The following is a 26,020-nucleotide window of genomic DNA, read 5'->3' on the forward strand; positions in this document are numbered from 1 at the left end:
AGCGATAAAGTAAAAAGTGTGCAAAAAACCGCCCGCAGTAAAGGCGAACGGTCAAGCGCCGACATGCTCCGAGAGCGCGCCATACGTAATGGCCCAATGGGACGCATGCCAGACGACGCGGCCGTTTTCAAACAGCAGCACTTGCGGCGACTCGTGTTTCACCCCGGTCGTTTCGGCGATATAGTTGGAGAGCGGCCGCGCCTCTTGGACGTACAGGCAATACACCGCCAGCTCTGGATGGTCTGCGGCGAACTTCTCGCATTCGCCAAACGCCGCTTGACTGATCGGGCAGGTGAGGCTATGCTTGACGAACAAAAAACGCTCCGTTTCCTTCATGACGCGGTCAAACTGTTCGATCGTCTCCAGCTTCTCCATTCCCATCGCCTTCACTCCGTTTCTTTTCGCGACGTGATGCTTTGCTCGGCGTCATCAAGCGCCGCCTCGGCTTCCTCAAGCAGCTTTTGCAGCGTTTCCCGGTCGGCTGGCCCGGCGGATGGCGGAATCGGAATCGTCGCCTCCTTGGCTTCCTCTCCATCGTTTTCCCCGCCGGCTGGCGCCGTCGTGGATTTCAACGGGATGAAGTTGGCGATTTCCTTCGTTTTCTCTTTCGCCGTTTCCAACCATTCGACAGCCGTTGTTTTCACCGGCTCCCACGTTTCATCGTTGCTCCACTCGGCCAGCCATTTCCGCCCTTTTTCGCTCGTCAAAAACAACGCAGCAGCCGCGCCGGCGATGCCGCCGACCAGCGCGCCAAGCAAAAATCCACCGTTATTTTTCGCCATTCGATACACCCTCCTTTAACGATTGTTTTTTCTCCATTTTTCCCGTAAATCGAGCAAAACATTTGTCCAGCGCAACGCCTTGCCCCATTTTCCTTGCCCCAGGCCCGCCCGCGCCGACAAACCGGCAGCCGCCTGCCGAAGCGCGCGGTTGAGCGAACGAATCGTGCCGCCGATCTCTCCGACCGCTTCGATTGCGCCATTTAGCGTTTCTACTTTTTTTTGCACATCGCTGGCGATGCCGTTGGCCGTATGGAGAAGTTCACGAACTTCTTTCGCCACCGTTTGCACTTGCTCATCGGCATGGTCGATCGCCGCCGTCAGCCGGCGCAGCGTTTCCTGCAAAACGATGAGCGTCCTGGCTATGTAAACAACAAGCAGCAAAAAAGCAAGCGCGATGAGCGCCACGCTTCCATACAAAAGCCATTCCACCCGATTCCCTCCTTGCCCATTCGAACGTTTCATTCCCTTTGTACCCATCTTTTCCCGCTTTCAAACTTCGACATAGAAAAGACGGCTTCCTTTTTGAAACAGGAAAAAACGGGCCATCTTCATCACAGCCCGTTCCCTGTCGGCCGTCAGGCGGAAAGAACGGCCCGTTCGTACGCTTGTTGAAACTTTTGAATGTCGCCGGCGCCCATGAACACCAACACCGCGTCTTGATGCTGCTTCAACACGGCTACGTTTTGTTCCTCAAGCAGCTGGGAACGCGGAATTTGCGCCTGCAAATCACGGATCGTCAGCTTGCCCTCATGTTCGCGCGCCGAGCCGAAAATGTCGCACAAATACACGTGGTCCGCTTGCAGCAAACTTTCGGCAAACTCGCGCAAAAACGTCTGCGTCCGCGTATACGTATGCGGCTGAAAAATCGCCACCACTTCGCGCCCCGGATATTTTTGCCTTGCCGCCTCCAATGTCGCCGTAATTTCGCGTGGATGATGCGCGTAATCATCGATCAGCACTTGGCGCCCGACCGTTTTTTCACTGAAGCGGCGCTTCACGCCTTGGAACGTTTGCAGCCGCTTGGCGATCGTGCCCGCATCCACCCCTTCGTAGTGGCAGAGGGCGATCACGGCGAGAGCATTCAATACGTTATGAGTGCCGAAGCGCGGAATGGCAAACGAAGCGAAAAATGTGTTGCGCACGAACACATCAAACGCCATCCCTTCCGTCGTCTTGACGATATTGCGCGCCTGAAAATCGTTTTCTTCGCCGAATCCATAAAACAAAATCGGCACTTTCGCCTGAATGTTCGGCAAATACGGATCATCCCCGCAGGCGACGATCGCTTTTTTCACTTGATTCGCCATTTGCTGGAAAGCGGAAAACACATCGTCGACATTGGCAAAATAATCCGGGTGATCAAAGTCAATATTTGTCATGATCGCATAATCTGGAAAGTAGGAAAGGAAGTGCCGGCGGTATTCGCACGCTTCAAACACAAAGTATTTGCTCCCTGGCTCTCCTTTTCCCGTGCCGTCTCCGATCAAATAGGACGTTGGATGGGCTCCTTGCATCACATGGGCAAGCAACCCCGTCGTCGTCGTCTTTCCATGCGAACCGGTCACCGCGATGCTCGTAAACTTGCCTGCCAGCTGGCCTAAAAAGCGATGGTAACGAATGACAGGCACACCAAGCTGACGGGCCGCCTCGATTTCCTCATGCGTATCCGGAAATGCGTTGCCGGCAATGACCGTATAACCTGGACGAATATTGTCTTTCGAAAAAGGCAGCACCGGGATTCCCCGCTCTTCAAGCGCCTTTTGCGTGAAAAACCATTTCTCTACATCCGACCCTTGCACCGTATAGCCAAGGTCATGAAGCACTTGCGCGAGCGCGCTCATCCCCGTGCCTTTAATGCCTACAAAATGGTAAGCTGTCATCGTTAAGCCCTCCAACCATCGTCTCTCTGTAAGACAGTATATGATATCCATCTCGTTTTGCCATTTCTCTCATTGCGGTGCACCATTCATTTCCCCATTATAGCACGCAAGGAGGCAAAACACTACCGCCCGCCCAAAGGAGGCCGCCCGCCCTCAGCTGTTCTGCTCGCGCCAGCGCTCCCACTCATCCTCGCTCATCAACACATCGCGCGGTTTGCTGCCGCGCGCCTCCGAAATCAACCCTCGTTCCTCCATCATCTCGATCAACCGGGCAGCGCGGTTGTAGCCGATGCGGAAATGACGCTGCAGGCTCGATGTCGACGCCCCTCCTTGGGCGATGACAAACCGGCACGCCTCCTCGAACAGTTCGTCATCCTCGCCGCCCATCGACGCCGTTTGCCGAAAATCGTCCGGATCAAACAGATAGGATGGGCCTTGCTTCTCTTTCACGTGCGCTGCCACCCGCTCGATCTCCTCATCAGAAATAAAGCAGCCTTGCAGCCGCACCGGCTTGGCCGAACCATTTTCCAAAAACAGCATATCGCCGCGCCCAAGCAGCCGCTCAGCCCCATTCACATCTAAAATGGTGCGCGAATCGACTTGGGAGGAGACGGAAAACGCAATGCGCGTCGGAATGTTCGCCTTGATCAATCCCGTGAGGACATCGACCGACGGCCGCTGCGTCGCGATCAGCAGATGGATGCCGCACGCCCGCGCTTTTTGCGCCAGCCGGCAAATCGATTCTTCGACATCGGCTGGAGCGGCCATCATGAGGTCCGCTAGCTCATCAATGACGATGACGATGTACGGCAGCGGCGGCTCGCTGCTTCCGCGTTCGCGAAGATGGGCGTTATACTTTTCAATATCGCGCACGCCGGCGTGGACAAACTGTTCATACCGCCGTTCCATTTCGCCGACCGCCCACTTGAGCGCCCCCGCCGCCGCCTTCGCCTCGGTGATCACCGGGCTGAGCAAATGCGGCAGCCCGTTGTACGGCGCCAGTTCGACCATTTTTGGATCAATAAGCAGCCATTTCACTTCGTGCGGCGCTGCTTTATACAACATGCTGATAAGCATCGCGTTCATGCATACGCTTTTTCCCGACCCGGTCGCCCCGGCGATCAGCCCATGCGGCATTTTTCGGATGTCAGTCACGACCGGCGCACCGCTAATGTCAAGCCCAAGCGCCACGGTAAGCGGCGATGGGCTTTTACGGAACGCTTCGCTTTCTAAAATTTCCCGCAGGCGCACCGGACGGCTCGTTCGGTTCGGCACTTCAATGCCGATCGTCCGTTTTCCCGGGATCGGCGCCTCGATGCGAATATCTTTCGCCGCCAGACTGAGTTTGATATCATCGATTAAACTCGTAATCTTGCTCACTTTCACTCCTAAATCCGGCTGCACTTCAAACCGCGTCACCGTCGGTCCTTGCGTCGCCCCAACGACTTTGGCGCCGATATGGAAGCTCGCAAACGTCCGGTCCAAACGCTGGCATTGGTCGCGAAGCCACTGCTCGTCGCGTTCGGCCGCTTTCTCGGGCGGTTCAAGAAGCGCCAATGGCGGCAGTACGCAGCCGTTCGATCGATTCGCCGCCTTTTCTTCGAGTTTGCGCCAATCTTGCTTTAACATGATCACATTATACGGGATGCGCGTTCGTTCGGGGCGGGAAGCCTCCTCCCGGCCCGCGGGCGCCGCCGAGTGACGGATTTCGCGATCTGGGGTCGTCTCCCGCTGTTCTGTCGAAGAAGCGCTCCCTCCGTCTCCATTCCTCATCTGTGACGGCACCCCTCGTCCTTCGCTCTCCAAGCCGCCGTCTGTTGCGTGCGGCGCGCGTTCGTTGCCTCGTTCGTCCAGCTCCTGCCCTTTCTTTTCATCCGCCTCGGCATCACGTTCTTCCTGCCCTGCCGCCGGCGCCAGCTCATGTTTTCCTTCCGTTTCCATAACAGCCGCGGGCATCGCTCCGCTCGCGTCTTCGTTCCATTCCTCTGCCCCCTTGGCCAAAGGCGCCTCTTCTTTTGGCGGTTCAGCCGCCCGGCTTTCCGTGCCCTCTCGCGCGTCTCGCCGTGTCGCTTCTCCGCGGAGGGCCTCTTCCCGAACCGCCTCATCGCTCCGATTCTCTATGTCCCCCGCACCGGTCAGCTCGGGTTCATCCGCTCGTTGCCGCTGTTTCCCCCGATTCCGATCATATCCAAAAACCGGGGATGGCACATCGGACGGGCGGAACGGCCGTTTTTCCGCTATTTCCCTTGAAACGCCAGCTGACGGGCGCCGACTCGGCAGCGGCCGGGATGCCTCGCTTTTCTCCCGCCTCGGCCTTTCCTGATTTTCACCCGGCTGGTCATCCGGAATCAACGGAAAGCGGAAGCGGCCTTGCGGATATTGGTAAATGACATTCACCGCGCCGCGTTCGGGCATGCCGGCCGACAGCCGGGAATTCGCTCGCTGCTCGTTCCCTTCCTCTTCCTCGTCGCTCGTGAGAAAACGAAGCCATCGTTTCCAAAATTTCATCCATCACGTCACTCTTTCTTTGCCTTCATTGTCGGAAAAAACGCCACTGGCGTCGTTCCAGTGGCGAAACAACAGTCGGAATCCGTCTGCACCGCCCGTCGGAACGTCAAAAAACGAACGGCTGGCCGACCTCATACTCATCGGACAGCACCAAAATGCCTTTCTCCTGCGGGGCGTTTGGCAGCCCAAGCTCGCGGGCCGAACAAATCATGCCGGATGACCGGACGCCGCGCAGCTCGCTTTCTTGAATGACGAGGCCGTTTGGCATCACGGCGCCGATTTTGGCGACGACGACTTTTTGCCCTTCGGCGACGTTCGGCGCTCCGCAGACGATTTGCAGCACCTCACCGCCGACATCGACTTGGCAGACGCTCAATTTATCGGCGTTCGGATGCTTCGTTTTCTCTTTCACATATCCGACGACAAACTTTGGCGACAAGTCAGCTTCGATCGGTTCGTCAAAACCGTTTTTCGCCAAGATGTCGTTGATGACGCCGACGAGCTCCTCATTCACTTCCAGCGGACCGTTGCCGGAAAACGGATAGTACGAAGACGCGGAAAAAATGTTATAGCCGACCGTCTCGCCCGTCCGTTCGGACATGATGCGGACGACATCGCCTTGTCTGACAAACGTCCGTTCCTCATCCGCCGCCGGTTTCAGCGACACGAGCAGCACGTCGCCGACCCCTTCTCGGTTGTAAAACACGTTCATCGCTTCATTCCTCCTTGCCGCTACGTTCTCCGTTTTTTTCCTAAAATAAAAATCGGTTCAAGTTTCCCATTTTCGTATAAAAACGACAGCGCCGTGATCGGCACGCGGCCGCCGGCAAAAAAGCTCATCGTCATTTGCGCGAGCACGTCATAACCGATGTCGTTGCGGACATCAGCGATGATGAGCACATCTTGATGCGGAACAGCGACGGCCATCGTTCCTTCCACGCGCGCCCGCATGCCGGCCAAAAACGATTCGTTTAAAATGCGGCTCGCATCATACCCGTCATTGGTGTTCACAAAATAAAACACGTTGTCGGCCACCCGATCCTCTTTCACCGGCGTCGGCAGCGACCGAACGTTGAAACGGGCGATTTCCTTCACCCGCTCGCGGCTCCATTTGTCTTTCTCCAGCATGCACTCATCAATCAAGCGATACGTTTTGCCTAGGTCGAGCGCATAGTAAATGCGCGTTTCGGCTGTATGATCATCAAACAGCAACGGAATGCCTTCTTTCGTCTCCGTCGGAAACGACGCCGAGCGAATGACGGGATAAATGTTTCGCTCGTTGCCGGAAAGCGCCGCGTCTTCCTCCATCGTTTTCAACGTTTCCTCTACATAATAAACGACTTCGCGCACCGCCTCATCTTTTTGTTCGTGCCATTTGGCGATCACGCCGGGAAGCGAGATCGTGACGCCTTTTTTCGTGCGGCGGTCTTCGACGCGCATCGCGTCTTGCTTGGCGTCAAAGCGAAACGTCCAGTGCCGGTGGGCGACGAGGCGCTCTTTAATCTTCTCATACATTTGCCGGCTGTTCATTCGTGTTCCTCCTTGTTTTGCCGGCGGCCGTGCCTTCCGTTTCCCTCTTTCGGCCGGGACTTGGCCAAAGGCGCATCCGGCGTTGACAATGCCAGGCCATGCCCGTGCGGCGTTTTCCACCGTTTGACGTTGCCAGCCGCTCGGTCTAGATCCTCGCGCGGCCCGCTCATTCAGCCGCCCGCCATCATCGGCATGACCGTTCGTTATTTATCATACATGGAACGACCCGTTTTGACAAAGCCATTCATATTGACCGGCCAAAAGCTCGACGATGTGGGAAAACATCGCCGATCGGTCAACGCGCCCGTTCGTCAATACGCCGACCGCGCCTTCTTTCCGCCGAACGTTCCTCCGCCCGGTGTACGCTTCCATCACGTCGCCGAGCTCGCGCCCCGCCTCGATGCCGGCGCCGACGTCCGGCGGGAGGGCGAGGCGTGCACCGCCGGCGGCCACCACCACTCCGTCTCGGTCAACGAGCGCCCCCCAGTTGCACAGCCACCATTGCCCATCGATCTTCGTCACGCCGCCTTCCAATCCGATGCCGATGTCCGCCTCCGCCGCTTCGAGCGCCCGTTTGGCGCGCCCGATGGCGCCAAGCCGCGTCTCTTCATCGGACAGCGGCTGCGCGGAAACGCCTGATGGCACCTCAAGCGATACAATGCGGTATTCCTTTTCCGAAAGCACCGCCCGAACGGCGGCGATTTTCGCTTCGTTGTTCGTTCCAACCGCAACAGTTTTCATCCAGTGCCCTCCTTGTCATGGAAAAGGAGAAGCGCTCGCTTCTCCTCAGCTGTTTTGGCGAATCGTCTCGACCGTTGTCCGGTCGCACCGTTTGACGAGCTCAACGATGAGCTGTTTGGCCGCCGCGTAATCGTCGACATGAATGATCGACGCATGCGTATGAATGTAGCGGGCGCAAATGCCGATCACCGCCGACGGCACGCCGCGGTTGGCGATATGCACCCGCCCGGCGTCGGTTCCGCCGCCTGGGGAAATGAAAAACTGGTACGGGACGCCGATCGTTTCCGCCGTATCAAGCACAAATTCGCGCATGCCGCGGTGCGTAATCATCGTCCGGTCGTACAAGCGGATGAGCGCTCCTTTGCCGATATGGCCGAACGCCTGCTTGTCGCCGGACATATCGTTGGCCGGGCTTGCTTCCAGGGCAAAAAAGATGTCCGGGTTGATCATCGAAGCCGCCGTCTGGGCCCCACGCAGCCCGACCTCTTCCTGCACGGTCGCCCCGGCGTACAAGACGTTCGGCACTGTTTCGCCGTTCAGCTCTTTTAACAGCTCGATCGCCAATCCGCAGCCAAACCGATTGTCCCACGCTTTTGCCATCACGGTTTTTCCGTTGGCAAGCAAAGTAAACGGGCTGACCGGCACGATCGGCTGGCCGGGGCGAATGCCGACTCGTTCGGCATCTTCACGGCTTTCCGCTCCGATGTCAATCAACATGTTTTTGATCTCCATCGGTTTTTTGCGCTGCTCCTCATCAAGCAAATGCGGCGGAATCGACCCGATCACGCCGATGACCGGCCCTCCGTCCGTGATAATCTGCACGCGCTGGGCGAGCAGCACTTGATCCCACCAGCCTCCTAGCGGCTGGAAACGAATCATGCCGTGATCCGTGATCGCTGTCACCATAAATCCGACTTCATCCATATGGCCGGCGACCATCACCGTCGGGCCCGCCTCATCACCGCGTTTGACGCCGAAAAGGCTCCCGAGGCGGTCTTGCACAATGTCATCGGCGTATTTCGCGAGCTCTTGGCGCATAAACTGCCGCACCGGATGTTCATAACCCGGTGCGCCTGGAAGCTCGGTCAACGTTTGGAATAATTGCAGCGTGTCCTTATTCATCACGCGTCTCCCTTTCTATGTTCGATTTCACCGTTCCGTTTCTTTCCGTCCTTCTTACATGTTCCGCCAAAATCGGCTATACTAAACCGTATCAAAGCGAAAAGGAGGAAAGAAACATGGCTTGGAAACAGTGGCTCGTCGGCGCCGCCGTCGGTGCGGCCGTCGTCTATGCCATTCGCTCCGCTTCCAAACCGGCGCTCCTTGCCCCGGAACAAGCGCTGGCGCTGGCGAAAGCCGCGCTTGGCGGTCCGCGCGCCATCCGCGGTTCCTGGATTCAATCCGCCCCGGAGCGGTATGAGAAGGACGGCTTGACGTACACGGTGTACCGCGGCGGCGTCTGTTGCGACGATGGAGATGACGAGTTTTTCGTGAACGCCTGCACCGGCGCCATCATCGAGATCAGACCGCTATAGCGCAGACCGCTCCCGCTTCACGGCAGCTTCCATCGTTCCGTCGGTCCGCCATTTGACCGCCCGGTAATAGGCGTCGTGATAAAACGTAAACCACGCGTTTCTTTCTATGCCGTACGGGAGCCATCGCTGTTTGGCAAAAATCGAATCCATCGGGTAATCGTCGTACGCCATCACCCAAAGGACGTTTTGATGGGCGTGCGTGCCAAGCAAATCGCCAAGATGAATGGCCATCTCCCCGTCTGATTCGATGAGCACGATCGCATGCCCGGCGCTATGCCCGCCGGTATGGACGAGGCGGATGCCAGGAACGACTTCCGTTTCCTTTGTAAACGGAACGACTTGATCCGCGATCGGCTCCCAATTTTCTTTCCAATACGTATTGCGCGATCGGATGTTCGGGTTTCGCATTTCCTCCCACTCGACATCCGAGGTGATGATCGCCGCGCGCGGAAACGCCGGCACGAGCCGTCCGTCTTCCCAAACGGTCAATCCGCACGCATGGTCAAAATGCAAATGGGTCATGATGACGATGTCGATGTCGCGCCGCGTCAGCCCGAGCTTGGCAAGCGATTCATCAATCGCTGATTCTTCCGTGACGCCGAAGTTTCGCTTTTGCTTGTCGGTCAGCTTGCCGTTGCCGATGCCGGATTCAATGAGCAGCCGTTTTCCATAGGCTTCCACCAAAATCGGATCGGTGCGCAGCTCGATTTGATTGTTGTCGTTCGGCGGATATTTTTTCGACCAAAGCGGTTTCGGCACGACGCCAAACATCGCCCCGCCGTCAAGATGGGTGACGCCGCCCCGAAGCCATGTCAATGTGACTTGTCCAATTCGCAACTGTTCCATTTCCTCTCTCCCCCCTCCACTAGTGTACCATTTTCTCCATCAATCGGAAATAGAAAAAGACCCGACCAATCGGTTCGGGCCTATGACGACCGCCGCGGCGGGCGCACCGCCTCGCATCGGTAAATGCGGTTTCCTTTGGCAGAAAATTTTTCCTCATACTCTGTCATGACATTGTCCGTCATGCCGCTTTGATGCAAGTCGAGCTGGACCGATGCGAGCACAAACCCATATTGCGACAAACTGACAAGCGAGTATTCGAAAAACGATTGATTGTCCGTTTTCAAATGGATGTCTCCGTCTTCCGCCAAAATGCGGTCATAGAGCGCCAAAAAGTCCCGATACGTCAGCCGCCGCTTTTCGTGCCGCTTTTTCGGCCATGGGTCGGAAAAGTTCAAATAAATGCGCGACACTTCCCCGTCGGCAAAAAACGCGGTCAGATCTTTCGCATTGGCGTTCAGCAGCTTGACGTTCGCGAGCCCGCTTTCGATCAGTTTGTCAAGCGCGGACACGAGCACGCTCGGGTACAGCTCGATGCCGATGAAATTGACATCCGGATGAAGTTTGGCCATTTCCGTGATAAATTTGCCTTTCCCCGTCCCGATCTCGACATGGAGCGGTTGGTCGTGGCCGAACAGCTCGCGCCATCGCCCGCGCTTTGTTTCGGGATCGGGAATGACGTATTGCGGATACGCGGCGATTTTGTCTTTCGCCCACGGTTTGTTGCGCAAACGCATATTGACACCTCAGCCTTGTTTCCGTTTGTTGGTTTGACGATACCACACTCGCGCCAAAGAAGCAAACGCGAAAAAACGCCCGGGCTTGAACGCTCTCCCGCCTACGCTCACGCGTAGAAGCAGGGGGTCTTTTCGGTTTCGAATCATAAACTCGGCTCGATCCGGGCATGATAAAACCGTACAGCCTGGCGAAAGGATGGTGACCAGCATGCCGCTCAACTATAACCATCAATTGACCGTACTTCGCGACATTTTATCCGAACATCAGCTCGATTGCTGCGGAACGGTGTCCGAATGCGAACAAATTGAACGGCTCGCTAAATCGCTGCTCGCCAACGATGAGGTGGACGGCCAAGTCAAGCAAATTCTCCCCCATATTTACGCTTATGGCCAAGGCGGGAAATACAGCACTGATTTAAACGCCCACATTTCCGCCCACCAAGGCCAGCTCGCCGACTGGGTGAATGGGCTGTCCTGACCGCGGCGCCTTCGTCATCGGCAGCGGAAACAAATGGCGCGGCGGCAGCCGAACACAGCGATCGCGCAGCCCCCGGCGCCGGCCGTTCGGACGCTGAGGCCTCGCTTGGTCAACTCTCTACCATGACGCGCTTCAATAACCGAAGCGACTGCTCCTTTTCTTTTTGGCCGTCCTTCCCTTTCGGCCAAAACAGCGAGTGCAACGTATGAGCGATCGTATACCACTTTAGGCGGAGGCCAAGCTCCTCGCTCCATGCCCATCCGTACTGGTCGAGCCACGTCTTCCATTCGGCGCGCGGAATGTACAGATGAAGGAGCATGCCGATGTCGATCGCCGGATCGGCGATCATCGCTCCGTCCCAATCGATCAAGTACAACGTGCCATCATCGGCCAGCAGCCAATTGTTATGGTTGATGTCACAGTGGCAGACAACATATTCGCCATCCGGCAATGACGACACATGCTGCTCCAGCCAGTCAAGCGCCTGACAGACGACAGAACCACCGGCCGGATGACGCCGCTGCTGCTCAGCGAGGAGAGCGAGCATTTTCTTCGCGCGCAGCGGAGATTTGCCGAGCCGCTTCAGCATCGTCACCAGCTCTTTTGAACGATGGATTTTCCTTAGCAGCGCCGCCACTTGCTCGCTTCCCATCTCCCACGGCTTCAGCTCCCGGCCGTTCAGCCATTGCTGGGCCGTAAACACATCGCCGTTTTCGAGCCGTTTCGTCCATACAAGCTTCGGGACGATGCCCTCGGCCGACAATACAGCCAGAAACGGAGAAGAATTCCGCTTTAAAAACAATTTCTTTCCTTCATATTCCGCAAAATACGCATCCCCTGTAGCGCCGCCAGCGGGAGTGATCTCCCACTCCTTACCTAGTAACTGTTCCAAGCGTGTTCACCTGCGACTTAAAAATAGAAACATCTCCGTTTGCTTCTCGCGCCCAAATAAAAAGGACGGCCAGGCCGCGTCCTTCCTCCGTCCGTTTTACTTGTATTATACTGAAATACCGCTCCGGCATGCAAACATTTTTCTCGGCAAACGCCCTGCTTAAAACTGCCAAAGCGGAAGTGCCCCGCGGCTCCCACTCCGATCGGCCGCCCTTTCCCGTTTCGTCTCAACTGGAACACCGTTCATTGGGTGCGCCAAAGACGAGCGCAGCCGCTCTTACAAAGGGCTGACGACTGAAACAAACAACCTGCTCAACGCCGGTCTTTCTCAAGTGCAGAAGGATTGCCAAATCGGCTTCTCCTTTCCGACAACCCCCATTGGCTTGGCGAACATACTCGTTTTTCATCGGCCTTCCAAAGGTCTTGTGGCGAACCCCGCGCGCCGTCTGAGCGGTCACCCTGCAGGATGGACGAGCACCCATGTGCCGATGCCGTCAAGCCGAAGCATGCCGCGCGCTTGGCCAAAGGGCGTTGTCCCGCATCGCTGTCCGTCGCATACAACCGCCCACTCGCGCTCGTCGGGGAGCGCAATGGCTGTCTCTTTCTCCTCGTTATGATGCACGACGATGATGTCCTCCCAAGGCCCATAGACGGCGGCATCATGCAATCGGTAGGCGATGACCGACGGCGGCAGCGGCTCAAGAAACGTGAAATGACGCAGCACTTCCGCCTCCGTGGCGAGGCGAAATGCGCCATGCGCACGGCGAAGGGCGATCAATCCTTGAACGTAGCGGACGTCGTCTTCATAGCGGCTTTTCCGCTCCCAATCCAGCTGATTGACCGCATCCGGCGATCGGTAGCTGTTCCCATCGCCGCCTTTCGTCCGATAAAACTCTTGGCCGCTGTGCAAAAACGGAATGCCTTGCGCCAACAGAACGATCGCCGTCGCCAGCTTTTGCCGCTTTCGCCGGAGCCATTCCGGCTCATCATGGTTGGCCGCCTCCATCTTATCCCAAAACGTATGGTTGTCATGACATTCGACGTAATTGATTGACTGACGCGGGTGGCAAAACAGCCCGCCGAGCGCTCGCAAGCTCCCGGCAATGGCGAGCTTCACCTGTTCTCGCCCGCCTGGGTTGCCGAGGGCGAACCCACGGTCCGGCAAATGAAAGGTGCTCCCTTTCACCGCATCGCGAAACCGGTCATTGAAATAAGCGAAGCGCGGCAGCTGCTTGGCGTTGGCCATCGTCGCCTTTTGTTCCGGTGGAAGAGGCGTCGGCAAATCCCACCCTTCCCCATACACAAGGATCGACGGATCGATGGCGTCGAGGGCATCGCGCACCGCTTTCATCGTCTCGATATCGTGCACGCCCATCAAATCAAAGCGGAACCCGTCAATGCCATATTCTTTCGCCCAAAACACCACCGAATCGACGATCCAGCGGCGCGCCATCCGCCGCTCCGAAGCGATGTCGTTGCCGACGCCGGTGCCGTTGGCCGGTTGGCCATAGGCGTCGTAGCGGAAGTAATAACCGGGAACGAGCTTCTCAAGCGGCGATTGCTCCCGGTCATAGACATGGTTGTAGACCGCATCCATCACGACGCGCAAGCCATTTTCGTGCAGCGTGTGGATCGCCTGCTTCAATTCTACAATGCGCGCGTATGGATCCGCTGGATCGGTCGCATAACTCCCTTCCGGCGCATATAGATGAAGGGGATTGTATCCCCAGTTGTAAGCCGCTTGTGGGTCGCGCTCATCGACGCCCGCAAAGTCCATAAACGGCATGAGCTGCACATGGGTGACGCCCAGCTCTTTGACATACGAAAGCCCGGTGGCCGTCCCGTTCGGCCCGCTCGTGTTCGTTTCGGCCAGCCCGAGATACTTCCCTTTATGGACGGCGCCGCTGTCCGGGTGGCTGGTAAAGTCGCGGATGCTCAGCTCATAAATGATGGCATCCGTCGGCGAACAGAGCGGCGGAAGCGGCAAAGAGGGCGGCGCCAGCTTCGTTTTCTCCCAGTCGATCACGACGCCGAACTCGCCATTGACCGAAACCGCGGTCGCATACGGGTCCACTGCCTCGCGCCATACGCGGTTGATGCAGGCGATATATGTGTAACGCGCTCGCTCCCAATCGCCGGGGACGACGGCTGACCATACGCCGCGTTCGCCGCGCACAAGCGGCACGCAGCGGATCTCGTCGAGATGCGGATGAACCAGCTTGACGCTAACCGCGGTGGCGGTCGGCGCCCATACGCGAAATACCGTCTGTTCTTTGAGATACTCCGCTCCTAACGGTCCATCATAGAAAAACCGATCATCAAATGCAGGAGTGCGCACAACGGCGCCGATTTGAACATCGGTCTCCTCCCCGCGGCAAGAACGCACCCAGTATGTCGCTCCAAACTCGAACGCGGATGCAAACCGGCACACATATTTCACCGTCTCCCCAACATCCTCGACGTGCTGCACGGACAGCGGAATCTCCTCACCGCTCGGCGCCACGAGCGTAAACGGCGCCATTCCATCAAAGCCGAGCGATTTCGGCGCAAGCACAACGATTTGATCCATCTCGTCCAAATAGGCGGCAAACGTTCGGCTGATGTGAAGCATGTGCGTTCACCCCTTTTTTCTCCCGTTAATACCATCATACGTAAAAGAAAAAGGGCGGTGCCAAATCATCGGCCGGTCGCCCTATCGATGCACAGATGTTTCTATTGTTGCCCTTCCTCGCCGCTCATATTCCCGTCATGGCGGCGGTCGTAAAAGCTGGCGCAATGGCGAAGCAGCGCCTCAGCCGCTTTCAGCTGCCCGTGCCGAAGCGGGAGAGCGGAGCGGCGCAGGCGGGAAAACCACTCGTCATAATTTCGCTTATCAATATAGCGGATAAACGGAAAAAGACCGCCGCTGTCAATGTAGCCGGAGCGGTTTAACAGCACGAGGTGGATCGGCCAATCGACCTCATGTTTGCGAAAAATCTCCGAAACGATCTGCTCCGTCCGCCGCAGCGACACGACCGGGTTGACCAGCCTCGTTTCGTTCGTTCCGGCCTGTTCCACCCAAAACCGGCCGGTTGACGCCATGACGATGTTGTCCGGCCTTCCTTCGACGAAGGCAATGCACCAGAGCGCGGATGGCGTCAACATCATCGTCTCCAGCTCCACCGGCGCCTTGCCGACCATCGCCACCGGCCGGTAAAAGCATAAATGCGTATCCGGAAACCGTTGCAAAAAATATTTCAACGTCTCATCGCCATACACGGCTTCATCGAGGGAGGAAACGTACATCATCGTGGAACTCGCCCATTTCAGCTGCAACTCGAACAACTCATCCAAAAACTGCTGTTTCAATTCCTCCAGAGTAGCCGCCGGACGAGCCATCGGCGCAAGAGAAAACGTCTCTTCTTCCGTAAGCGCGGCACGGCGGCGCCATCGTTTCGTCAGCCGTTCCCACCATGACGGTTTGTCAAGCCAAGCATTCCACGTCTCGCCCGTTTCAAGCCATCCGCTGGCCTCAGCCGTTCGTTCGGCTTGCCACCGCGCTTTTGCCTGCTCCCATTGCCGCTGCTTCAGCCGGATGAACTCCGGCACATAATAGTACACATCCGTTTCGTAGCGGGAAATGCAATCCATGAGTTTAACGAGCTGACCCATTGTTTCACCTGCTATTTCCGGCCATTCATCGGCGCGCCAAGCAACGGGAACACGGCGATCGCTTCGTACTTCGGCGTCCGTTCCATATTCGTCCGATACAGCACGATCTCAGGCACCGAAAACACCGCCTTGGCCGCGGCAAGCGAACGGAGGCGATCCGGGTGAAACGGTTCGGCTCCCTGCCATTTGCGAGCGATCGTAATATGCGGGGCAAACGGCCGCCGGTCCAAGGAAAACCCAAGCTTCATGCACGCTTCATACACGTCGCGCCGCAGCGCATGCAGCCGCTCTTCCATTTCGACTCCTTGCCAAAAAATGCGCGGCGCCGTCCGCTCCCCGAACGTCCCAAGCCCGGCAAGCACGAGGGGAAACGGGGCGCATCGGGCGGCGGTGGCGGCCATCGCTTCGCACAGCGGCGCCATTTTTTTCGGCGGCACATCGCCTAAAAACGCGAGGGTGATATGATAGTCCTCTTCATGCACCCATGTGCGAAACGGCAGCGACGGCGCCGCATTGCTCGAAAAACGGGCGATGGCTTGTTTCGCTTCGGCTGTCAGCGGAACAGCGATGAAATAATGACTCCGTTTCATCCTTTCTCACCTGCCGATTTGGTCGTTTTTTCCAGTTTCCCCAACCAAATGAGCACGAACACTCCAACGATGGTGCAAGCGCCAAAAAACACGTAGACAGCGCCGATCTGCCAACGCTCAAACAAATATCCGCCCACCAACGTGCAAAACCACGCGCCAAGTCCGCTGCTCGTCGCCGAGTAAAGGGCGACGGCCGTCGCCTGCACCCGCTCGGGCGCCAAGCGGCGCACATACTGGAGGGCGGTTGGAATTGCCAGCCCGACCGAACATCCTTGAACGATCGCTGTGATATAGACAAACCAAAGCGGCGGATCGGCGACATACGACCACCAGCGGGCGGCCGACACGAGCGCAGCCAACACGAGCAGGCGCGTCATGCCGAACCGGCGGATGAGCCGGTCGGCCGTTTTCATAAACGGCGCTTCGCTTCCGGCAGCCAGCCAAAAGGCGAAGCCGATGCCGGTCAGCGTGCCGCCAAGCTCGTGGATCAACAGCCCGAAATAGGAATTGTTGGCATAAATCGGACCAAACAGCAAAAATGTTGCGACAAGCAGGAGCTGAAACGAGCGGACGGACAGCAGCCCGCGCACATCCTGAAACGTCAACGCCCCCGGCGCCGCCATCGGGTAGCGCGGCAGGCGGGCGGCCAAAACAGACGCGGCCAACAGCGCCAACGAAAAGGCGTAAAAAATGACCGCAAACGCGACATGATCGGACAGCCATCCGACAACCAACACCGACGCGGCAAACCCGATCGACCCCCAAAGCCGAATCGCCCCGTAGTTTCCGCCCGAGCGGCGCACATGATGAAGGGCGATGCTGTCTGAGAGCGGAACGATCGCGCTTTGCGCCGCCGAAAGCAGCACGGTCAAGGCGACGAACACCCGGTAGTTTCCGGCCAGCGAATAAAGAAGCCCAAACAGCGCTGTCACCCCGAGCGCCAGCGTCAACAGTTCGACCGGTTTGCGCGTATAATCGGCCGCCGTGCCCCAAAGCGGCTGGGCCGCCATCGTCACGATCGGGGGAAGCGACATGATCCAGCCGATCGCCGCCCCCGAAAGGCGCGCCTCTTCCTGCAAATAGACGGACAAAAGCGGAAACAACGCGCCAAAAGCAAAAAAGATGAGAAAATAAAAGAGCGGAAACACCTGTTTTCGCACCGCCGCCTCCCGTTTGAACGCCGCTTCCATCCCGTCCCCCCCTTTCGTTAAAACAACGCCCGCCCCGCTCTCTTTTTTCGCCGGGGCGGCGGACCGCCGTTTATTTCGCCAGCTCGTAGATCGCCTGCGCGTAAATGGCTGTCGCTTTCACCAAATCGTCGATTTCGATATACTCATCTTTCTGGTGGGCGACATCCGGACGGCCCGGAAACAACGCGCCAAACGCCACCCCGGCGGTCAAGGCGCGGGCGTATGTGCCGCCGCCGATGGCCAAAAGCCGGGCCGGCTCGCCCGTCTGCTCTTCGTAGACGCGCTGAAGCGTGCGGACAAGCTCGTGGCTCGGATCGATATAATGAGGCTTCGTATCGCTGAAACGGCTGAGCGCGAATCCATGTTCAGCCGCAGCGCCGGCGAGCGTCCGGCGGATCGCGTCACCGTCGGCCGTCACCGGATAGCGGATGTTCAGCCCAATCGTTCCGCCATGCCGCCGGTCATACGACAGCACCCCGACGTTGACCGTCAAGTCGCCGCTTTGTTCGTCCCGATACGCAAGGCCAAGCCGCCGGCCGCGGGCATCGCCAAAAAAGGCGGAGGCCACAAACTGAACGAACGGCCGGCTTCGGCCATCGAGCGGAAGCGACGCCAAAAACTGCGCCAAATAGACGCCGGCGTTTTTGCCGCGCTCCGGCTCGGCGCCATGAGCGGACACCCCTTCCAATTGAAAGACGACGGCCCCTTCGCTTTGCCTGATGCTCCCCTTTACGCCGCGCTCCCAGCAAAACTGTTCATAGAGGCCAAGCAGCTCCTCCGTCCGTCCCGCTCCTTCCACCACCGCTTCAGCCGCATCCGGCACCATATTGTAGCGGCGCCCGGCTTGGAATGAGGCAAGCGCGAGCCCTTCCGCCTCCGCCGATTTAGGCGGGCGGTACGACAAATCGGCGTCAATGATTCCTTTTTCAGCATAAATGATCGGAAAATCAGCATCCGGCGCAAATCCGACATCCGGCATTTCCTCATGGCGAAAATAATGCTCCACACACCGCCAGTCGCTTTCCTCATCGCCCCCGATGATGAGCCGCACCCGCTTGCCAAGCGGCAGCCCGAGTTCACGGATGATTTTCATCGCGTAAAACGCCGCGACGGTCGGCCCTTTGTCATCGATCGCGCCGCGCCCGTAAAGGCGGCCATCGCGCACCTCAGCGGCAAACGGATCCATCGTCCAGCCGTCCCCGGGCGGCACGACGTCGATATGGCCGAGCACGCCGACAAGTTTCTCCCCATGCCCCATTTCGATATGCCCAGCAAATCCGTCCACATTTTTGACGCGAAACCCTTCCTCCCGGCCGCGGCGAAGCATATGCTCAAGCGCCTGGGCCACCTTGGGCCCAAACGGCGCGCCCGGCTGCGCCTGCTGATCCTCGCGGACGCTCGGAATGCGGACAAGCGCTTGCACGTCGCGGACAAGATCGTCTTTTCGTTTCTTCGCTTCGTTCATCCAGTCGATGTTCAACGCCATTCTTCCTTTCCTTATTCAACACCCTTTGTTGCCAACGTATCATATCAAAAACAGGAAGTCAAAATGTTTCATTCGTTGCAAATCGATTTCCGTTTCATGACAAAATGTTGAAATTTTTCGTGAATAGAAGCAACCGGGTAGCATTTTCCCTCTCATTTCGTGTACAATGGTAGTAAACAGACAAAGACATCTCTCATCTGCTAGCGGTCGGTTGTGCCATGCGAATGATGCTAAGATAGGGAGTGGTCTTTTGAAACCTTCAACACATCGGATGCTTACCCGCATCAAGTCCGTGTATATGTACATTAGCGAAAAAGGAACGGTTACGACCCAAGAGCTTGTTGATGAGTTCGGCACCACCCCACGAACGATCCAGCGCGACTTGAACGTGCTTATGTACAACGATCTCGTTCGCAGCCCAAGCAAGGGCAAATGGACGACCACAAACAAAAAAGTGCGCATCTCTTCGTAAACCCGGTGCCAATAGGGTAGGCAAGATGAGAGATGAACGCAAACCATTTTTCCACAGATGAATATCCACTATTTTTCCATAAAAAAGGAACCGCGTCAGGTTCCTTTTTTTTCGTCCGTCTCTGGCCGGTATTGCTTCAACATGCCCACCTCTTCATCCGTCAATTCCCGATACTCGCCGACGGCCAAATCCGGGTCAAGCGGCAGCGGCCCCATTTGAATTCGTTTTAAATACACGACCCGCTTGCCGACCGCTTGAAACATCCGCTTCACTTGATGGAACTTCCCCTCGGTGATCGTCACCTCGACATCGGAACGAAGGCCGGATTTCAACACAACGAGCTTGGCCGGCTTTGTTTCATAGCCGTCATCAAGGACGACGCCGCGCTGAAACGCCGCGACATCCGCTTCCGTCACTTCCCCGTCCACGACGGCAAAATACGTTTTCGGCACGTGTTTTTTCGGCGACAACAGCTGATGGGCGAGCTGGCCGTCATTCGTCAAGAGCAGCAGCCCTTCCGTATCTTTGTCAAGCCGCCCGACCGGAAACGGGGAAAATGCCCGGTCTTCTTCTTCAAGCAAATCGACGACCGTCTCTTCCACGGCATCTTCCGTCGCGGAAACGACCCCCGAAGGCTTATTCATCATCAAGTAAATGAATGGCTTGTACTCGACCGTTTCTCCCCAAACGGTCACGATTTGCTCATCCGGCCGCACTTTCGTTTTCGCATCACGAACCGGCGCGCCGTCCACTTTCACCGCTCCGGACTTGAGCAGCTTTTTCACTTCCTTCCTCGTCCCATACCCCATATGGGCGAGCAGCTTGTCAATGCGCAGCTCCACAAATCTCCCTCCTAAAAATATGGCCTTCATTAGGCGTTCATCTAGTCCGCTTCCGCCTTCCCCCCATACACTGTGAAGGAAACATCAAGAAGGGGGATTTGCCGATGAATGAATATTACTATTATGTCCCAACGTTGGATGATTACCGTCAACAGCCGCCAGCCAGCCAATTTTGGCCCGGATACCCAGGCGGGCCATTCGCCAACTGGGCGCGGCGCATCGAACGGCTTGAGCGGGCCGTCGAACGGCTCGACCGCCGGCTCGACCGGGTGGAAAGCCGCCTCGATCGCATCGAACGCCGGCTCGGCCTGTCGTAAGCGAAATGGAGAAAGAAGGCGGGGACGACCGCCTTCTTCTTTTTTTGCCGCAAGCCGAACGGCATGGGGGAGGGCGAAAAACAGCCGTCGTCGAACCCTTTCGCTCGGGCGCCGCGATGTTCGCAAGAAGCGCCGTCCGCCGGGCTCCCGGCCTAAACGAGCCGCTTCTAGGAAACGGCCGTCCGGTCAACGGCCGATCCCTTCTACGATACCGCCTTTTTCTCTTTCCGGCGCCAAAACGCAAACCGGTCGCCAAACAGCGCCGAAAACAACCCGGAGCGGATGCTGAGAAACAAGTAGACGGCCGCCCCGACCGCTGCGCCGATGGAAACAGCGCCCACCGATTCAGCGGTGCCGGCGCGGTAATCGATCCATCGGGACGCCAGCGCCTCGACCCCCATAACCGCCGCTGACATCGCCGCCGTCAGGATGGCCATAAACGCCGTCCGGCGGGCGACAAACCGATAGCGGTAGCGCGTGCGGCGCTGAATGACCCATAAGTTGAACGCCACCGAGACGAAATAGCCCGCCATCGTGGCCACAATGGCCCCGACGGCCGACCATTTCATAATGAGCGGCGTGTTGAGCAAAAGCTTCACAAGCAAGCCGGCAGCCAAACTGACGACCGTAAACCGCTGCTCGTTGATGCCTTGCATGATCGCCGCCGTCACAGAAAACAAAGCGTACAAAATCGCCGCCGGCGCATACCAGCGCAACACTTGTTCACCAAGCGGATCATAGCTGTAAAACGAGCTGTACACCGGCCCTGCAAGCACCGCCATGCCAATCACCGCCGGGAGCGTTAAAAACATGAGCACTTGAAACGTCTGGTTCAAATATTGCCGCAGCGCTTTCCGATCTTGCGCGACATACGCTTTCGTAATCGTCGGGATGAGCGCCAAGCTGAACGAGGTCGCGAGCGTCACTGGTATGATGACGAGCTTTTGCGCCCACATGTTGAACACGGAATACGCGTGCTCCGAGATGTTCCCGCGGCCCGCCGCCGCCATCGCGTGATTGAACGTAAACTGATCGACGAGCTGGTACAGCGACATCGACAAGCCGACAAAAACAAACGGAATCGAAGAAAGAAGCAGCTCTTTATACATCGCCAAAAGCGACACGTCCGCTTCGCCGCGGTCACGCGCAAGCAGCGACTGCAAATACGGACGCCGCTTCCACCAATAGACAAGCAACACCAAAAGCCCCGCCGCCGCCCCGACAAACGCGGCAAACGTCGCCGCGCTCACCGCCGCGACGATTGAGCCGTCCCAAACGCGCAAAATGACATAGCAAGCCCCAAGCAAAAACGCGATGCGCGCGATTTGTTCGACGACTTGCGACAGCGCCGTCGGGCCCATCGACTCATGTCCTTGGAAAAATCCGCGGATCAAGCTCATCACCGGCACGATGAGGAGCGCAAAGCTGACCGCGCGGATGACGGCCGTGACGTCGTCGACCGAGTTGACGTTCGTTTTCGCATCGATGACGTGCGGCGCCAAGATGGGCGCCAGGGCGTACAAAATGAGCCATGAGGCGATGCCGCTTGCGATCATCAAGACAAGGCCGGAGCGAAAGAGCCGATAGCCGACGCCGTATTCCCCAAGCGCGTTGTATTTCGACACAAACTTTGACACCGCCACCGGCAGCCCGCCGGTCGCCAAGCTCAAAAAAATTTGGTACGGCACATAGCCGTATCCGTACAGCGCCCCGCCGCGCTCGCCGACAAGATGGTAAAACGGGATGACGTAAAATAAACCAAGAAGGCGAGAAATCATCACGCCAGCCGTTAAAATAAACGTGCCGCGCAGCAGTTTCGATGTTGACATATGACCCCTTCCCTAGCCATGGACGTTGAAAATGACAACGTATCTATTTTACCATAGTTGTCAATGGAACGAAAAATATCGGCCACGCGCAGAAAGAAAGGGTGGAATGAACATGGGATACGACGTCATCATCATCGGCGGCGGTCCGTCCGGGCTCATGGCGGCCATCGGCGCCGGCGAAGAAGGGGCGAAGGTGCTCTTGTTGGAAAAAGGAACGAAGCTCGGGCGCAAGCTCGCCATCTCCGGCGGCGGACGCTGCAACGTGACGAATCGGCTGCCGGTGGATGAAATGGTCCGCCATATTCCCGGCAACGGCCGCTTTTTATACAGCGCCTTTTCCGTATTTAACAATGAAGACATCATCCGCTTTTTTGAGCGGCTCGGCGTGCCGCTCAAGGAGGAAGACCACGGCCGCATGTTTCCTAAAAGCGACAGCGCCCAGTCGGTCGTCGACGCGCTTGTTCGCGAATTGTCGCGCCTTGGCGTCGATGTTCGGCTTGAATCGCCAGTGGCGGACGTGTTGTATGAACAAGGAAAAACAGTCGGTGTCACGCTGAAAAGCGGGGAGACGATCCACGCCCGTGCGGTTGTCGTCGCCGTCGGCGGCAAATCGGTGCCGCAAACCGGCTCAACGGGCGACGGCTATCCGTGGGCGGAAAAAGCGGGCCACACGGTGACCGAATTGTTTCCAACCGAAGTTCCGATCGTCTCGCATGAGCCGTTCATCCGAGAGCGGACGCTGCAAGGCTTGTCGCTGCGCGACGTCGCGTTAAGCGTCTTAAAGCCGAACGGCAAGCCGATCATCACCCACCGGATGGATATGCTGTTTACGCACTTCGGCATTTCCGGCCCAGCCGCCCTCCGCTGCAGCCAGTTTGTCGTCAAGGCGTTGAAAAAAGCGGCGGACGGCGCGGTCGAAATGAGCATCGACGCGCTTCCGGACGTGACGCAGGAAGAGCTGTTTCAACATTTCGCCAAGCTGTGCAAAGAGGAGCCGAAAAAGGCGATGAAAACGATCGCCAAAACGGTTCTTCCCGAGCGGTACGCCGTCTTTTTGCTCGAGCGGGCCGGCATCGACCCGCACGCCTCTGCCGGCACGGTCGGCCATGAGGCGCTGCGGGCGTTTGTCCGACAGTGCAAACAGTTTACCTTTTACGTCCACGGCACGCTGCCGCTTGAGAAAGCATTCGTCACCGGCGGCGGCGTGTCGGTCAAAGAAATTGAGCCGAAGACAATGGCCTCCAAATGCATGGCCGGCCTTTACTTTTGCGGGGAAATTTTGGACATTCACGGCTACACGGGCGGCTACAACATCACCGCCGCCCTTGTCACCGGGCGGCTCGCCGGCGTGAACGCCGCCCGCTATGCATTGGCGGAAAAAAACGGGGCGAGCGGCTCCGCGGGGCAGACAGCAACGAATTGACCGCCGTCCTCATGCCCCTCGGGTGCTCCGGGGCGTTCGCTGACATTCCGACAACGCCCGTCTTCAAGGCGGGCGATCGCAAAATTTCGCCGCCTGAAATGGAAATGCCGCAACGAAAAAAGCGTCGCCCGCTTTGGGGGGATCAGCACGAAAACGGCCAAAGAATCCCGCAGTCTGGAGCCGTGTGAAGTGTCAAGTCCGGTAAATGACCATGGCGGAAAAACAGTAGATTTGCTCGCCTTCCGATTCCATCGCCGCCACGCTGTACTTGACATCGATCAACTGTCCGTCTTTCAATCGGGCTAAAAAATCATTGACCGCCGCTTCCAAATCTTTTTCATGCTCTTTATCAAACACTTTCACTTTGTACATCGCCATTCCCCCGTTTTCTTTTTCCTTTTCCACGCATTTAGGGAAAATCCTGCCCACAAAAGGCGTCACGCGCCCCCGAACAGCGGGACGCGTGACGTCAGAAACTTCATTCGTCTTAATACACTCCAACCGCATTGAACGCCTGTTTCACCGAGTTGACTTCTTGGCTTGTCGACCCGTACAAATCAGCGGCCGCTTGCACGCAGGCGGCGCGCAGCTGGCTGAAGTTCGACGTCGGCGTCAAATAGTAGACAAGCGCCCGGTAGAAAATTTTCCCCATTTTGTCGCGGCCGATGCCGGTGACGCTCACGCCGTAATGGACGCCGCCTTGGCTGAGCAAGTACGCCGCTTTATTGATGATGCCGCTGTTCGTATGGACGCCGCCGTTGTCTTGCGTGCCGGTGTACCGTTTGGAATAATGATCCGGATCGCCGTATTTCGCCGGGTCGGACATCGAGCGGAGCGCATCGCCGGCGATCCCAGGCGTGTAAATGTCTTCGCCGATCTCCCAGTCCGGGTTGCGGTTGGCGTAGAACTCCACGAGCGTGCCGAAAATATCGGACATCGCTTCATTGATGGCGCCGGATTCGTTTTGGTAAACAAGCCCGGCCGTATAATCCGTCACCGCATGGGTCAACTCATGCCCAACGACGTCAATGCCGCCGGAAAACGGCAAAAACGTCTGTCCGTCGCCATCGCCGTACACCATTTGCGAACCGTTCCAAAACGCGTTGTTGTAGCCACGGCCATAATGGACGGTCGAACGGATGGCGGCGTTGCTGCCGTCATAGCTCAGCCGGCCGTGCACATTTTTGTAGTAATCATACACGACGCCGGCGTAATAATGGGCGTCCACGGCCGCCGCGTCATAGCTGGCGAAAAATTGGTTGTCGCCATCGGCCCACAAGCTGCCGGGCAAAACGGTGCGGTTTCGTCCGTCATACGTAAAAATGCCGCTGCCGCGCGTATTGTCTTGCAAATAGTAGTAGCCATAATACGAGGAATACGTCGTATTGATATATTTCTGATCCCCCAACACACCGCGGCCCACGCCGACCGTCGACGTGCCGGCGACCGGCTGCCCGCCGCCCGGCTTCGCCTCGTCCATTTGGTTCCATTTGTTCAACACTTTTCCGTCTGCGGCATCGATCATGTAGATCCAGTTGCCTGGGACAGGGGTTAAAAAGCGGACATTGACTTCATAGGCGAGGCGCGGGGTCTCCCCATCCGGATAGATGACAAGCCGCGTTGGTTTTCCCTCTTCGGCCGCCGGCCGTTCTTTCGTCACCGCATCAGCCACATCTTGTTTCGCGATCATTTCCGCTTGTTGAATGGAAATGGCAGCTTCTGTTTTCAACGTTCGTTTGTCCAAATTCGGAATGAGCGTACCCGACAAAGAGGACAATTCGCCATCGTTGACATGGGCAACGAGCACGGCGCCATACACAGGGATGCCGCGATAGCGCTGTTCAAAACGCATGACCGTATGGCCGAGTTCATCCGTTTGTTTGCCAATCAAGCTCAGCCGTTCGCGGGCTTGTCCACCAAGCTGGAACGTATTCTTCTCTTGATCAAGATAACGGTAAACCAATTCTTCCGGAGCATCCTCGCCTTTTAACAGCGAACCAGAAACGAACGACGGCGTCTTCCACTGTTCGTTCCACACCATTGACTTTTCCTTCGCCGAAGCCCCGAACGGCCAAGCCATCAATCCAAACGCCAACCCAATCGCGCCAAGCATCGCCCGTTTGTTCATTCCCTTTACCCCTTTCTTATATTTTCAAATTATTTATTCTAGTGAACTACCCCCACTTAATTTTCTAGCGAAAATTTGAAGTGGGGGCTTCCAAAGAAGTTTGACTGCTTCAAGCAATCCTTATTCTTTGAGGCGTGTCCACTTCGCCGCTAGAGCATAAGACACTC

The 26,020-nt window shown here is 57.2% G+C and carries 27 protein-coding genes; 5 read left to right on the plus strand and 22 right to left on the minus strand.

The features are described from left to right. Window positions 1-51 precede the first annotated feature (51 nt). From ytxJ to ACVBDQ_RS13605, 10 genes are all read right to left on the minus strand, one after another. Window positions 52-381: a bacillithiol system redox-active protein YtxJ gene (ytxJ, locus tag ACVBDQ_RS13560; protein ID WP_011232286.1), complete on the minus strand. Its 330-nt coding sequence runs from the start codon at window positions 379-381 to the stop codon at window positions 52-54. 5 nt (window positions 382-386) lie between these two features. After that, the gene (locus ACVBDQ_RS13565) at window positions 387-782 is read right to left on the minus strand and encodes a hypothetical protein (RefSeq protein ID WP_011232287.1); all 396 of its coding nucleotides are present in this window, start codon (window positions 780-782) and stop codon (window positions 387-389) included. Between the two features lie 15 nt (window positions 783-797). Beyond that, window positions 798-1,211 carry a DUF948 domain-containing protein gene (locus tag ACVBDQ_RS13570; RefSeq protein ID WP_011232288.1) on the minus strand — a complete coding sequence of 138 codons (414 nt, stop codon included), beginning with the start codon at window positions 1,209-1,211 and terminating at the stop codon, window positions 798-800. Window positions 1,212-1,357: 146 nt separating this feature from the next. Next, a complete protein-coding gene (gene murC, locus ACVBDQ_RS13575; protein WP_011232289.1) occupies window positions 1,358-2,662 on the minus strand; it encodes a UDP-N-acetylmuramate--L-alanine ligase in 1,305 nt (434 codons plus the stop codon). A 153-nt stretch (window positions 2,663-2,815) separates the two neighbouring features. Continuing rightward, window positions 2,816-5,170 (minus strand): DNA translocase FtsK, encoded by a 2,355-nt coding sequence (locus tag ACVBDQ_RS13580; protein WP_014196572.1) that lies wholly within the window; start codon window positions 5,168-5,170, stop codon window positions 2,816-2,818. Window positions 5,171-5,276: 106 nt separating this feature from the next. Then, complete coding sequence (ytpR, locus tag ACVBDQ_RS13585) at window positions 5,277-5,882, minus strand: YtpR family tRNA-binding protein (RefSeq protein WP_013144448.1); 606 nt, start codon at window positions 5,880-5,882, stop codon at window positions 5,277-5,279. Between the two features lie 20 nt (window positions 5,883-5,902). After that, on the minus strand, window positions 5,903-6,700 hold the full coding sequence (locus tag ACVBDQ_RS13590) for a DUF1444 domain-containing protein (RefSeq protein WP_069304470.1): 798 nt from the start codon (window positions 6,698-6,700) through the stop codon (window positions 5,903-5,905). Beyond that, window positions 6,697-6,870, minus strand: coding sequence for a hypothetical protein (locus ACVBDQ_RS13595; RefSeq protein WP_014196573.1), 174 nt, complete (start codon window positions 6,868-6,870; stop codon window positions 6,697-6,699). Before ACVBDQ_RS13595 ends, ACVBDQ_RS13590 begins: the two co-directional genes overlap by 4 nt. 40 nt (window positions 6,871-6,910) lie before the next feature. Continuing rightward, window positions 6,911-7,441, minus strand: coding sequence for a DUF84 family protein (locus tag ACVBDQ_RS13600; RefSeq protein ID WP_318548853.1), 531 nt, complete (start codon window positions 7,439-7,441; stop codon window positions 6,911-6,913). 45 nt (window positions 7,442-7,486) lie between these two features. After that, complete coding sequence (locus tag ACVBDQ_RS13605; protein ID WP_011232294.1) at window positions 7,487-8,563, minus strand: M42 family metallopeptidase; 1,077 nt, start codon at window positions 8,561-8,563, stop codon at window positions 7,487-7,489. A gap of 116 nt (window positions 8,564-8,679) precedes the next feature. On the opposite strand from ACVBDQ_RS13605, the gene ACVBDQ_RS13610 reads away from it, so the two are divergent. After that, window positions 8,680-8,976, plus strand: a complete 297-nt coding sequence (locus tag ACVBDQ_RS13610; RefSeq protein WP_025039244.1) for a PepSY domain-containing protein — start codon at window positions 8,680-8,682, stop codon at window positions 8,974-8,976. Here ACVBDQ_RS13610 and ACVBDQ_RS13615 read toward each other — a convergent pair. After that, window positions 8,971-9,822 carry a YtnP family quorum-quenching lactonase gene (locus tag ACVBDQ_RS13615; protein ID WP_062898882.1) on the minus strand — a complete coding sequence of 284 codons (852 nt, stop codon included), beginning with the start codon at window positions 9,820-9,822 and terminating at the stop codon, window positions 8,971-8,973. The genes ACVBDQ_RS13610 and ACVBDQ_RS13615 overlap by 6 nt on opposite strands. An 80-nt stretch (window positions 9,823-9,902) precedes the next feature. Next, window positions 9,903-10,556 (minus strand): tRNA (guanosine(46)-N7)-methyltransferase TrmB, encoded by a 654-nt coding sequence (gene trmB / locus ACVBDQ_RS13620; RefSeq protein ID WP_011232297.1) that lies wholly within the window; start codon window positions 10,554-10,556, stop codon window positions 9,903-9,905. A 208-nt stretch (window positions 10,557-10,764) separates the two neighbouring features. Between trmB and ACVBDQ_RS13625 the strand changes: the two genes are divergently transcribed. Next, window positions 10,765-11,034, plus strand: a complete 270-nt coding sequence (locus tag ACVBDQ_RS13625) for a YtzH-like family protein (RefSeq protein ID WP_011232298.1) — start codon at window positions 10,765-10,767, stop codon at window positions 11,032-11,034. 109 nt (window positions 11,035-11,143) lie between these two features. Here ACVBDQ_RS13625 and ACVBDQ_RS13630 read toward each other — a convergent pair whose 3' ends face one another. The 6 genes from ACVBDQ_RS13630 to pepV form a co-directional block, all read right to left on the minus strand. Next, a complete protein-coding gene (locus tag ACVBDQ_RS13630; RefSeq protein ID WP_014196576.1) occupies window positions 11,144-11,926 on the minus strand; it encodes a phosphotransferase family protein in 783 nt (260 codons plus the stop codon). Between the two features lie 453 nt (window positions 11,927-12,379). Continuing rightward, on the minus strand, window positions 12,380-14,536 hold the full coding sequence (gene pulA / locus ACVBDQ_RS13635) for a type I pullulanase (RefSeq protein ID WP_011232301.1): 2,157 nt from the start codon (window positions 14,534-14,536) through the stop codon (window positions 12,380-12,382). A 101-nt stretch (window positions 14,537-14,637) separates the two neighbouring features. Continuing rightward, window positions 14,638-15,576: a hypothetical protein gene (locus ACVBDQ_RS13640; protein ID WP_014196578.1), complete on the minus strand. Its 939-nt coding sequence runs from the start codon at window positions 15,574-15,576 to the stop codon at window positions 14,638-14,640. Window positions 15,577-15,587: 11 nt separating this feature from the next. Further along, a complete protein-coding gene (gene thpR, locus ACVBDQ_RS13645) occupies window positions 15,588-16,166 on the minus strand; it encodes an RNA 2',3'-cyclic phosphodiesterase (RefSeq protein WP_011232303.1) in 579 nt (192 codons plus the stop codon). After that, a complete protein-coding gene (gene malA, locus ACVBDQ_RS13650) occupies window positions 16,163-17,356 on the minus strand; it encodes a maltose permease (protein ID WP_025039245.1) in 1,194 nt (397 codons plus the stop codon). Before malA ends, thpR begins: the two co-directional genes overlap by 4 nt. Before the next feature lie 70 nt (window positions 17,357-17,426). Then, window positions 17,427-18,842 carry a dipeptidase PepV gene (gene pepV, locus ACVBDQ_RS13655; RefSeq protein WP_081130533.1) on the minus strand — a complete coding sequence of 472 codons (1,416 nt, stop codon included), beginning with the start codon at window positions 18,840-18,842 and terminating at the stop codon, window positions 17,427-17,429. A 250-nt stretch (window positions 18,843-19,092) separates the two neighbouring features. Between pepV and ACVBDQ_RS13660 the strand changes: the two genes are divergently transcribed. Next, window positions 19,093-19,314, plus strand: a complete 222-nt coding sequence (locus ACVBDQ_RS13660) for a DeoR family transcriptional regulator (protein ID WP_008880936.1) — start codon at window positions 19,093-19,095, stop codon at window positions 19,312-19,314. Between the two features lie 95 nt (window positions 19,315-19,409). Here the strand turns inward: ACVBDQ_RS13660 and ACVBDQ_RS13665 are convergent, their stop codons facing one another. Continuing rightward, window positions 19,410-20,156, minus strand: coding sequence for a pseudouridine synthase (locus ACVBDQ_RS13665; RefSeq protein WP_011232306.1), 747 nt, complete (start codon window positions 20,154-20,156; stop codon window positions 19,410-19,412). Between the two features lie 104 nt (window positions 20,157-20,260). On the opposite strand from ACVBDQ_RS13665, the gene ACVBDQ_RS13670 reads away from it, so the two are divergent. After that, the gene (locus tag ACVBDQ_RS13670; RefSeq protein WP_011232307.1) at window positions 20,261-20,473 is read left to right on the plus strand and encodes a hypothetical protein; all 213 of its coding nucleotides are present in this window, start codon (window positions 20,261-20,263) and stop codon (window positions 20,471-20,473) included. A gap of 203 nt (window positions 20,474-20,676) precedes the next feature. Here the strand turns inward: ACVBDQ_RS13670 and ACVBDQ_RS13675 are convergent, their stop codons facing one another. Beyond that, entirely contained in the window at window positions 20,677-22,302 is a 1,626-nt protein-coding gene (locus tag ACVBDQ_RS13675) for a putative polysaccharide biosynthesis protein (protein ID WP_047758157.1), read from the minus strand. A 112-nt stretch (window positions 22,303-22,414) separates the two neighbouring features. Here ACVBDQ_RS13675 and ACVBDQ_RS13680 point away from each other — a divergent pair, with 112 nt between their 5' ends. Beyond that, window positions 22,415-23,725, plus strand: coding sequence for an NAD(P)/FAD-dependent oxidoreductase (locus ACVBDQ_RS13680; RefSeq protein ID WP_047758158.1), 1,311 nt, complete (start codon window positions 22,415-22,417; stop codon window positions 23,723-23,725). A gap of 192 nt (window positions 23,726-23,917) precedes the next feature. Here the strand turns inward: ACVBDQ_RS13680 and ACVBDQ_RS13685 are convergent, their stop codons facing one another. After that, entirely contained in the window at window positions 23,918-24,097 is a 180-nt protein-coding gene (locus ACVBDQ_RS13685; protein WP_008880941.1) for a sporulation protein Cse60, read from the minus strand. 115 nt (window positions 24,098-24,212) lie between these two features. Continuing rightward, window positions 24,213-25,853, minus strand: a complete 1,641-nt coding sequence (locus ACVBDQ_RS13690) for a M4 family metallopeptidase (RefSeq protein ID WP_047758159.1) — start codon at window positions 25,851-25,853, stop codon at window positions 24,213-24,215. Between the last annotated feature and the right edge of the window lie 167 nt (window positions 25,854-26,020).

The sequence above is a fragment of the Geobacillus sp. CCR genome (assembly GCF_052906625.1).

What these genes read in the sequence shown, in the direction of transcription:
- ACVBDQ_RS13680 (WP_047758158.1), top strand. Translation starts at nt 22,415, where the DNA reads ATGGGATACGACGTCATCATCATCGGCGGCGGTCCGTCCGGGCTCATG.
- pulA (WP_011232301.1), bottom strand. Translation starts at nt 14,536, where the DNA reads ATGCTTCACATCAGCCGAACGTTTGCCGCCTATTTGGACGAGATGGAT.
- malA (WP_025039245.1), bottom strand. Translation starts at nt 17,356, where the DNA reads ATGGAAGCGGCGTTCAAACGGGAGGCGGCGGTGCGAAAACAGGTGTTT.
- trmB (WP_011232297.1), bottom strand. Translation starts at nt 10,556, where the DNA reads ATGCGTTTGCGCAACAAACCGTGGGCGAAAGACAAAATCGCCGCGTAT.
- ytpR (WP_013144448.1), bottom strand. Translation starts at nt 5,882, where the DNA reads ATGAACGTGTTTTACAACCGAGAAGGGGTCGGCGACGTGCTGCTCGTG.
- ACVBDQ_RS13595 (WP_014196573.1), bottom strand. Translation starts at nt 6,870, where the DNA reads ATGAGCGGGCCGCGCGAGGATCTAGACCGAGCGGCTGGCAACGTCAAA.
- murC (WP_011232289.1), bottom strand. Translation starts at nt 2,662, where the DNA reads ATGACAGCTTACCATTTTGTAGGCATTAAAGGCACGGGGATGAGCGCG.
- ACVBDQ_RS13690 (WP_047758159.1), bottom strand. Translation starts at nt 25,853, where the DNA reads ATGAACAAACGGGCGATGCTTGGCGCGATTGGGTTGGCGTTTGGATTG.
- ACVBDQ_RS13610 (WP_025039244.1), top strand. Translation starts at nt 8,680, where the DNA reads ATGGCTTGGAAACAGTGGCTCGTCGGCGCCGCCGTCGGTGCGGCCGTC.
- ytxJ (WP_011232286.1), bottom strand. Translation starts at nt 381, where the DNA reads ATGGGAATGGAGAAGCTGGAGACGATCGAACAGTTTGACCGCGTCATG.
- ACVBDQ_RS13670 (WP_011232307.1), top strand. Translation starts at nt 20,261, where the DNA reads ATGAATGAATATTACTATTATGTCCCAACGTTGGATGATTACCGTCAA.
- ACVBDQ_RS13675 (WP_047758157.1), bottom strand. Translation starts at nt 22,302, where the DNA reads ATGTCAACATCGAAACTGCTGCGCGGCACGTTTATTTTAACGGCTGGC.
- ACVBDQ_RS13685 (WP_008880941.1), bottom strand. Translation starts at nt 24,097, where the DNA reads ATGTACAAAGTGAAAGTGTTTGATAAAGAGCATGAAAAAGATTTGGAA.
- pepV (WP_081130533.1), bottom strand. Translation starts at nt 18,842, where the DNA reads ATGGCGTTGAACATCGACTGGATGAACGAAGCGAAGAAACGAAAAGAC.
- ACVBDQ_RS13625 (WP_011232298.1), top strand. Translation starts at nt 10,765, where the DNA reads ATGCCGCTCAACTATAACCATCAATTGACCGTACTTCGCGACATTTTA.
- ACVBDQ_RS13615 (WP_062898882.1), bottom strand. Translation starts at nt 9,822, where the DNA reads ATGGAACAGTTGCGAATTGGACAAGTCACATTGACATGGCTTCGGGGC.
- ACVBDQ_RS13600 (WP_318548853.1), bottom strand. Translation starts at nt 7,441, where the DNA reads ATGAAAACTGTTGCGGTTGGAACGAACAACGAAGCGAAAATCGCCGCC.
- ACVBDQ_RS13605 (WP_011232294.1), bottom strand. Translation starts at nt 8,563, where the DNA reads ATGAATAAGGACACGCTGCAATTATTCCAAACGTTGACCGAGCTTCCA.
- ACVBDQ_RS13565 (WP_011232287.1), bottom strand. Translation starts at nt 782, where the DNA reads ATGGCGAAAAATAACGGTGGATTTTTGCTTGGCGCGCTGGTCGGCGGC.
- ACVBDQ_RS13640 (WP_014196578.1), bottom strand. Translation starts at nt 15,576, where the DNA reads ATGGGTCAGCTCGTTAAACTCATGGATTGCATTTCCCGCTACGAAACG.
- ACVBDQ_RS13580 (WP_014196572.1), bottom strand. Translation starts at nt 5,170, where the DNA reads ATGAAATTTTGGAAACGATGGCTTCGTTTTCTCACGAGCGACGAGGAA.
- ACVBDQ_RS13590 (WP_069304470.1), bottom strand. Translation starts at nt 6,700, where the DNA reads ATGAACAGCCGGCAAATGTATGAGAAGATTAAAGAGCGCCTCGTCGCC.
- thpR (WP_011232303.1), bottom strand. Translation starts at nt 16,166, where the DNA reads ATGAAACGGAGTCATTATTTCATCGCTGTTCCGCTGACAGCCGAAGCG.